General features: G+C 69.3%; 7 protein-coding genes. 2 read left to right on the top strand and 5 right to left on the bottom strand.

The features are described from left to right. Nucleotides 1-108: 108 nt before the first annotated feature. The 4 genes from AB0M95_RS40250 to AB0M95_RS40235 all read right to left on the bottom strand — a co-directional run bounded on the left by AB0M95_RS40250 (nucleotide 109) and on the right by AB0M95_RS40235 (nucleotide 4519). Nucleotides 109-375, bottom strand: coding sequence for a DUF4158 domain-containing protein (locus AB0M95_RS40250; protein ID WP_363776832.1), 267 nt, complete (start codon nucleotides 373-375; stop codon nucleotides 109-111). Nucleotides 376-590: 215 nt separating this feature from the next. Next, nucleotides 591-1982, bottom strand: coding sequence for an AMP-binding protein (locus tag AB0M95_RS40245; RefSeq protein ID WP_363776829.1), 1392 nt, complete (start codon nucleotides 1980-1982; stop codon nucleotides 591-593). Continuing rightward, nucleotides 1975-2661 (bottom strand): SDR family NAD(P)-dependent oxidoreductase, encoded by a 687-nt coding sequence (locus tag AB0M95_RS40240; protein ID WP_363776826.1) that lies wholly within the window; start codon nucleotides 2659-2661, stop codon nucleotides 1975-1977. The genes AB0M95_RS40245 and AB0M95_RS40240 overlap by 8 nt, the downstream gene beginning before the upstream one ends. Next, a complete protein-coding gene (locus AB0M95_RS40235; RefSeq protein WP_363776823.1) occupies nucleotides 2654-4519 on the bottom strand; it encodes a hypothetical protein in 1866 nt (621 codons plus the stop codon). Before AB0M95_RS40235 ends, AB0M95_RS40240 begins: the two co-directional genes overlap by 8 nt. 186 nt (nucleotides 4520-4705) lie before the next feature. Between AB0M95_RS40235 and AB0M95_RS40230 the strand changes: the two genes are divergently transcribed. Next, nucleotides 4706-6166 (top strand): hypothetical protein, encoded by a 1461-nt coding sequence (locus AB0M95_RS40230; protein WP_363776820.1) that lies wholly within the window; start codon nucleotides 4706-4708, stop codon nucleotides 6164-6166. A 58-nt stretch (nucleotides 6167-6224) separates the two neighbouring features. Then, nucleotides 6225-7166 carry a phosphotransferase gene (locus AB0M95_RS40225; protein ID WP_363776817.1) on the top strand — a complete coding sequence of 314 codons (942 nt, stop codon included), beginning with the start codon at nucleotides 6225-6227 and terminating at the stop codon, nucleotides 7164-7166. A 407-nt stretch (nucleotides 7167-7573) separates the two neighbouring features. On the opposite strand, the gene AB0M95_RS40220 is transcribed toward AB0M95_RS40225, so the two are convergent. Then, a complete protein-coding gene (locus AB0M95_RS40220; protein WP_363776814.1) occupies nucleotides 7574-7780 on the bottom strand; it encodes a DUF397 domain-containing protein in 207 nt (68 codons plus the stop codon). Nucleotides 7781-7886: the final 106 nt, after the last annotated feature.

The following is a 7886-nucleotide window of genomic DNA, read 5'->3' as shown; positions in this document are numbered from 1 at the left end:
GGCTTTCGGCATGCCCGAACCCGGAACTCTGCACCCAACACCATGATCAACACGACCTCAGGAAAGCTTGATCATGATCGTGAAAGATCTGGGTTGCGGGCCGTGGATTCACCCCGCAGGAATGGCGGCAGTACATCCCGGAAGCGCCATACCGGCCAACTGCGCCACCAGCCGAAGATGATCCGTCCGGGTCTTCGCCCGCCTGCCGTAGGAGCGGATCACATCCGGGTCGACCTGAAGCTGCTCGGCCAGGCGGGCGGCGCGGTCGTCGCTGAGCGAGCGGCGTTCGGTGTCGGTGAGCCATCGGCGGACGCCGGTGGGGGGTTGTTCGATGGTGGTGGAGGGATGTTCTGGTAGCGCCGTCGCTGTCTCCATAACTCGCATTATGGAGACGAACGAAGATCGAAAAGGCCGAGAAAAGATACCTCCACTTTCGCCGCTTTAGCTACATGGTGACCGCTTTCCTTGGTGGACGCGATTCAATGATTTACCGTTCACATTCCTTGGCTGCAAACTTCCCTCCATCAATTCTCCTTGTCGGTATATTCACCGGGCGACGGCGACCCGTGAGGGACGCCGCCTCCACGAGGTCAGCGAGGTCCATTGGCACCGGGCCCTACCCCGGGCTGGTCGCCTACTACCGGGACGTGCAGGACTGGCGTGTCGTCCGCACCGTCGAGCACCGCGGCGTCACGGCGTACGCTCTGGCGGGTCTCCGCAGAGATTCCGTTTGGGGTACGGGTGAGTTTCGCCGAATGTAGCAGCGGGGCTTGGCCTTGGCTGGTGACGGCCACACGGTCGAGTGGCAGGCCGAGCAGGCCGGCGGCCGTTTCCTTGAGGGCATCAAAGGTCTCAGGGTTGGCCGGAGCGAGCACGTGAACAGTGACCTGGTCAACAGCGAGATGGCGGACCAAAGCGCAGCGTTGCCCCAGGACCGGCCCAAGTGCGTCGAGGGTGTCACGCGGCCACAAGCCGCCGATCGGGTAATCATCGGCGCGGCCAAGGATCCGGAGACGGCCGTGGTCGTCGATATGCCCGAGGTCGGTGGTACGCAGTACGGGCCCGGACGGAGGCTCGGCGGGGTCGAGCGGAACGCCAACGGCGGGGGTGGTCACTTCGATGATGGGTCGTCCCGCCTCGGTGGTGATGGTGGTGCCCACGCTGGGCATCGCGGTACCTACGGTGCCGACGGAGGTGGTGACGGCTTCGGTATCGAAGTGGGTGAGGGAGGCGGTTTCGGTCAGCCCGTAGCCTTCGCGGACATCGACGCCGTGGGAGCGGTAGTAGGTGATGGCGGTAGTGCTGAGCGGGGCGCCGCCGGAGTCGATCAGCACGTGGCCGGGCAGGCGCATGTCCGTGGTGACCTGGTCGAGGACGACAGGGTTGGCCAGGACGACCACCCGATCGGCAGTGGCCGCCAACCGGACGGCGTCGAGGAGGACGTCGCGGAACGTGTCGGCCAGGTGCAGTCGGGCACCGAGCCGGGCGGCGAGTAGCGCGCCGGCGACGAAGGTGAAGTTGTAGGCAGCGGGCAGGGCAGTGATGATCACGCTGTCGCGCGTGGTCTGGTAGATCGACTCGTACCAGGCGGTGACGGTGTCGAGTTGGTGGCGGATGAAGCCGTAGCCGCGGGGGTTCCCGGTGGTACTACCGGAGCTGAACATGGCCAGATCCCAGCCGTCGCGAGCGCCGCTCCCGCCAAGCGGCCGGGTAGCGACGCCCTGGTCACCGATCTGGAGCCGGGTGCCGACCGGCAGGGCTCCGTGCACGCTGTGCCCGGATTCTCCCGGGAGCAGGACGACACGGTGCCCGTCGTCCAGCGCGGACGCGGCGCACGCGGCGATCGCGGCCTGGCGGGTTCCGGCGATCAGGTACGTACGCCGGTCGCCTGATGCCCGCCTCAGCGGCGGGTGGGTCTCGGCGGCGAGTCTGCGGGCGGCGACGGGGCCGGTCATGGTGGTGGAGATGCGCCACTCAGGCATGCCACACCTCTACCTTCGCCGTGCGGTGGCTGCTGGTCACGAAGCGGGCGATGGTCTCGACTGCGGCCGTCATGATGGGCAGTGGCCGCTGACCGGCGCGGGGCGGCGGTGGTGGGGTGCCGGGCGTCGCGGCGCGCATCGGCACGCCGATGTCGGGCAGCCGGACCAGCAGCAGCGCCAGGCCGGGAGGCGGGATGTCGGCGGTGGCGTGCCGGAAGGCCTGTTCGGCTGCCGCTTTCACCGCGGCGTAGGCGAAGGTGCCGGTGATCTGCTGGTCGATGACATCGCTGGAGATCAGCACGACGGGCAGCGGACTGTCCACGTCCGGGCGGCTGGTGGTGGCCGCGTGGAGGAGCTGGAGGTGGGCCAGACAGTTGACCTGCACGCATTCGGCGAACGCGGCGAGGTTCAGATCGCCCAGCGCGGCGCGGGAGTCCTGCCCGGCCGCGCATACCAGGGCTGCCGGCGGCGGGCCGGCCGCGATATGCGTGCAGGTCTCGGCGGTAGCGGCGTGGTCGGACCGGTCACAGGGGATGAACCGGTCGACGGAGCGTACGCGCGCCGGGCGGGCCCGGCCGACCATGAGCAGTGGGCCGGGCCAGTCGGCGAGCCTGTCCAGCAGGGCGGTGCCGACGGTTCCGGACGCCCCGGTGATCAGCAGGGCGCGGGGCTCATTCATCGCAGAGCACCAGGCGGCCGGTGGCGGTGTTGAAGTGCACGGTGACCAGCCTCAGCGGGAGACCGAGCAGGTTCAGCAGCGCGCGGACCCGGCGCTGCTGAACCTCGTAGTAGTCCTCCAGCACGTTCAGGTGCGCGGTCACCGGGCCGACCTGGTCCAGGACTTCGTTGACCAGGGCGGTGAGGTGCCGGTCGGGGTGGTGCGGGTCGGTGACGTCGCCGAAGATGGCGTAGTAGCCCGCCAGGGCCGCCATCTTCGCGTCGTGCGGCTGGCCGGTGGACAAGATGGCGGCCGCGTGGTCGTGGACGCCGTCGGTCAGGTGGTACCGGTCGGTGAAGTAGCGGTCGAACCGTGCGGGGGCGGTGCGGTAGATGAGCAGCGCCGTCTCGAACATCACGCAGCCGGTGATCGGGGCCTGGCCTTCGATGCCCTCGAACACTTCGCAGTGGCTTCCGTCGCCGAGCGCCAGGAACAGGTTTCCGCCGCGGCGCTGGTACCGGTCGGCGAGCCGGGAGTTGTTCATCCGCTGGTACAACGCGACGGCGATCGACCGGATGATGGGCGAGGACTCGCAGATCAGGTGCATCGGTGCCGCGCCGAAGGTGCGGCGCAGCCAGGTGCGGTAATGGTCCGGGGTGAGCCTCACCAGCACGTGGTCGTCGTCCATCATCGGCGTCAGCACGGGGGGCCGCTGTTGCCGGCCGGCCAGCAGGTCGACCAGCGCGTGGCCGATCGCCGTCCCGGTGTCCTGGTCGATGTCCAGGTCACGGTCCAGATGGATGTGCCCGGACTCGATGCTGACCAGGTCTGGCCCTGTGTAGCCGGACAGCAGTTGGCGCGCCCGCACGGCCATCTCGGCCGGTGCGGCCTGCCGTCCCTGGGGAGGCGGGGTGAGTAGCGCGGCCGTCGTACCGTCACCGGTGAGGATGGTCGTGCCGTCACCGGCGGTCCGCAGCCGGTAGGCGTCGTCTCCCAGGTCGACCTGCGTGGTTTCGCCGTCGGACGCCGTGGTGATCGTGGGGAGCCGGCGGGCGACCCGGCCGATCACCTCGTCGGCGACCGCCGGTGTGCCGGGCTGGTAGTCCCAGCGGACGATCGTCGCGTGGCCCGGGGCGTCGGACTGGGCCACGACCAGCTCGATCCCTGCGGGGAGCTGCTGCTCGTGGGCGTGGGCCCACAAGGCGAGCGCAGCCTCGGCCGGGGTGAGGTACGCCAGCAGCATGGACAGCTCGTGGCGGACCTGGCGGCGGATGCGGCGGCGCGGGCAGCGCACGGCCATCCAATAGTCCGGGCTGGATGTCGGGGCGGCGGTGGTCAGATCGGCGGCGGCGTCGCTCTCGGCAGGGTGGGACTGGCGCAGGCAGGGCGTCGGCAGCGTCCGGCCGCGCTGGGTGAGCCGGGCCCGGGTGACCACGACGAGCTCCGACAGCACCTTGAGCGAGTCGGGCAGCCTGTCGGAGCCGCGGAGCCGCCGCAGGGCGTGTTCGTCGATGCCGCCGCCCAGGCCGAGGTGCCCGATGTCGACGATCCGGGAGAAGTGCACGAGCTCTTGCTGGATCTCGCTTGGCCCGGCGGCCAGGCGGGGCGTGCCGTCCTCGAGGAACGCGGCGGCCAGGTCCACCACGTCGACGTCGCCGGCGTCCTGGGCGGTGTCGGCGAGTGCGGACAGGAACGCGGCCGGGGTGTGGGCGCCGTGCAGGGCGGCCAGCACGACCAGGCGGCGCAGGAGCCGCTCGAACGCGGCGTCCACCTGCTCGGGGGGCAGAGTGGCGGTGGTCGCGTGGTCCAGCGGCGAGTAGGCCGCCAGCAGGTCACGGCTGAGGGTGGTCTGATCGCGGTACGTGCTGGTGAGGATCATGGATGTCTCTCCAAGCATCGGGTGGGATGCTCTTGAGGCAACACCAGTCGGTGGCCCGCGTCCGACCCCGCGTCGCGGGGAACAACCCCTGCGGGGATTCCCCGCCCGGCGGGGAGGACGCACCGGCCTGCGCTGCCGTATGGTCATGCCGGGGCTCATGTGCTTTGCGAGGGAAGGGCAGGGGCCGTGACGGACGCGGGTATCCGCCGCCAGATCAACGACCTGCGTACGGCGCTCCATCGTCAAGGCGCGTCCACCCGGCAGATCGCTGCGGTGATCAGCGAGCGGTTACACCTCAATCCCCGGGTGGCGTTCCGGCATGCGGTCGGCCTGTCCCAGGCCCAGGTCGCCGACTTGTACAACCGGCGCTGGCCCAGCGAGCACCCCAAGACGTTCAAGCAGATCTCGTACTGGGAGTGCTGGCAGGGCCCCGGATCGCCCGCCTCGTCGGCGTCTGCCCGCGCCCCCTCCTACGAGGACCTGGTGCGGCTCGCCGCGCTGTATGGATGCCTCGTCGATGATCTGCTGCTTGGGCCACGCCGCGCCCCCATCACCACGGCGGCAGGCACCCCCTGGCCGGCCGAGGGCCTGTCCGGCGCCGACGCCAGCAATTATGCTGACGAAACTGGGCATGATGCGCTTATCACCGTCGCTATCCTCACCGGCGAAGGGACCACCACCGTGAGGCTGTCGCGCCGCCAATTCACTGAGCTCCTGGCCGCAGGCGGTCTTGTGGCCATGCTGCCCGGAACCGAACCGGTGCCCGAGCGCGGGGCCGCCTACTTCCGGCAGGTTCTGTCCGCTCACCAGTGCGGTCATCACCTGATTGATCCCGCCGCGCACATCACCGCGCTGAGCCGGCAACTGGGCCGCATCGAGCACAGCCGCGGCGCCGTATCCCGGGCCGACGCCCGTGAACTGCGGCAGGTGCAAAGCGAGTACGCCGAGCACGTGAGCTGGCTGTACCGCGAACTCGGGCACCTGGCCGCCTGCCGCGCCTGGATCGAACGCGCCGTCACCTGGGCGTTGGAGGCCGGAGACACCTCCATGGTCACCTACATGATGCTCCGCAACGCCAGCATCGCCCTCGACCAGCGCGATCCCGCCCAGGCGATCGACCTGGCGCGAGCCGCACAGCACGCCCCGTGGCAGCTTCCGCCGGTCCTGCAGGGGGTGGCCAAAGCCTACGAGGCGCGCGGGCACGCGCTCACCGGCACCGTGGCCTCCGCCGAACTCGACGACGCCACCCGGCTCATCGCCACCCGCAGCGTCACCTCGGGCCCCGCCTACCTGCGGTTCTTCGGCGCCGACTTCGCCGATGTCCAACGCGCCACCTGCTACGTGGACGCCGGAACCCCCGCCAGGGCCGTCACCATCCTGCAAAGCAAGATCACCGCCCTGCCGGTGTCCCACCATCGCGACCGCGCCGCCTATCTCGCCCGGCTCGGCACCGCCCACGCCGCCGATCAGGTACCCGACGCGGCCGCGATCGCCGCGATGGGATCACTGGGCGAGGCCCGCCGCGCCGGCTCGGAACACGTCCTCGCCGAGCTCGGGCAGATCGACCGGGTCCTGACGACCCGCTGGCCCGGCCAGGAAAACGTCCGTCAGTTCCACGACGCGCTGCAGTCGACAACCGCCGCGTGACCATACGCGTCGATACCCTTTCCCCACAGCCGCATCGTTTCCAGCGGGGGACCTGTTCATGACCGCACCGACCGCCACTGCTCTACGGCCGCAGTGGGATGCCCTGCCCACCGGCCTACGCGCCGGTCTAGCCGACCTGCTCGGCGGTATCGCGGCGGCCGACGTGCAGACCGGCGGATTCACCCCCGGCCTTGCCGCCCGCCTCCGCCTGGCCATAGGCCAGCACCTGTTCGCCAAGGGCATCCCCTCCGATCACGCGCTCGCAGGAAAGTACCGGACAGAGGCCGAAACCGCCCGCGCCCTCCCAGCGACCACACCGGCGCCTCGGCTGCAGTGGACCGGCGAGATCGCCGAATGGGTCGTGCTGATCTTCGACGACATCGAGGGACGGCACCCCGACCTCTCCCCCGGGTCACCCGACGTCCCCCGGGTCGTGGCCGCCGTCGCCGGCCTCGCTGAAGTGCTTACACCCTCGCCTCTGCCCCAGGCGCCGGACGCCACCGACGAACTGGCCGCCATCGTCCACGGCTGGGCCGAGCTGGCCGACGCACCGCCCCTTGATCTGGATCCTTGGGAATGCGCTCACGTCAACCGTCTGGCCGAAATGGAGTCCCACTGGCTCAGGGCAGCCGCGGGCCCCACGCTGTTGCACGGCGACATCAACGCCTCGAACCTGCTCATCGACCGCACCGGCGGAGTGCATCTGATCGACTGGGCACAACCGGCGTGCGGAGCGGCGTGGATTGACATCGTCGACCTGATCCCTCACTTGATCTTGGCCGGGCACGATCCGGCCGCGGCTGAGTGCGCGGTCGCCGATGTCCCCGCCTGGAACGGCACCGACCCAGAGATGATCACCAGCTACGCAGTAGCCTTCGCCGGATACTGGGCTCGCACGTGTCGGCAGCCTGCCCCACCCATGGTTCCGTACCTGCGCGGCTACCAGCGGCGTGCCGCAGGAGCCGCTCTCGATTGGGTCAGGCATCGCACCGGTTGGTAAAGCCCGCTTCTTCGGGCCGCAGAGCCGTCCCCCGTGAACGATATGAGGCCCCCGAAGAGCTCCCCTGGGGGGCCTCGTGGAGGCCGGTCAGCTGACCTCGACCCACGTCGTCCGGTTAAGGATGTAGTCGATGCTGGACGTGCAGGTGTTGAACCGTTCAGCCAAAGCGCGCCGTGACCCCGGATGCGGGTACCGGGCACCGCTCACGTATTCCCGCCGGATCGTACGAACGTCCTCCTCGGAGAGCTTCGCGTTCCCAGCTTCTTGACCGCGGTGGCCACGACGTCCGCGCAGACTACGTCCTGCCTCGACCATTTCGCAACACGTCACGTGTCAGGCTGAGTCGTGCACTCCTAGCCCTGGCACCCAGGCCCCCGACAGGTGATGTCAGGGGCCTATTGCGCGACTCAGCCAAGCAAGCCGTTCTTCACGCTGTCGAGGAATGCTGTCCAGCCGCGGGGAGTGGTGGCCAGCACCGGGCTATGGGGGATCTTGCTGTCCCGGAGGGCATGCCCGCCGCCCGGGAGTTTGGCCACTTCGACACAGTTTTCGCTGCCGCTGCCGCCACCGCTGTAGCTGCTCTTGCGCCAGACGAGAGGATTGGTTCGATCCACTGTCTTCGCCTCCTTGATCCCAAGCGGTGAAGGCAATCGGGCTATTGGGATGATCGACAGATCGGGGAATTACGGGGAGAAGTCTTCTTCTCGTCGTCGCTGATCT

Source organism: Sphaerisporangium sp. NPDC051017, from assembly GCF_040683095.1.
Classification (GTDB): domain Bacteria; phylum Actinomycetota; class Actinomycetes; order Streptosporangiales; family Streptosporangiaceae; genus Sphaerisporangium.
This window is presented reverse-complemented; position numbering and strand designations above follow the sequence as displayed.

Bases quoted from the DNA above. Each gene is read 5' to 3' on its own strand.
- AB0M95_RS40225 (WP_363776817.1), top strand. From the start codon at position 6,225: ATGACCGCACCGACCGCCACTGCTCTACGGCCGCAGTGGGATGCCCTG.
- AB0M95_RS40240 (WP_363776826.1), bottom strand. From the start codon at position 2,661: ATGAATGAGCCCCGCGCCCTGCTGATCACCGGGGCGTCCGGAACCGTC.
- AB0M95_RS40235 (WP_363776823.1), bottom strand. From the start codon at position 4,519: ATGATCCTCACCAGCACGTACCGCGATCAGACCACCCTCAGCCGTGAC.
- AB0M95_RS40250 (WP_363776832.1), bottom strand. From the start codon at position 375: ATGGAGACAGCGACGGCGCTACCAGAACATCCCTCCACCACCATCGAA.
- AB0M95_RS40245 (WP_363776829.1), bottom strand. From the start codon at position 1,982: ATGCCTGAGTGGCGCATCTCCACCACCATGACCGGCCCCGTCGCCGCC.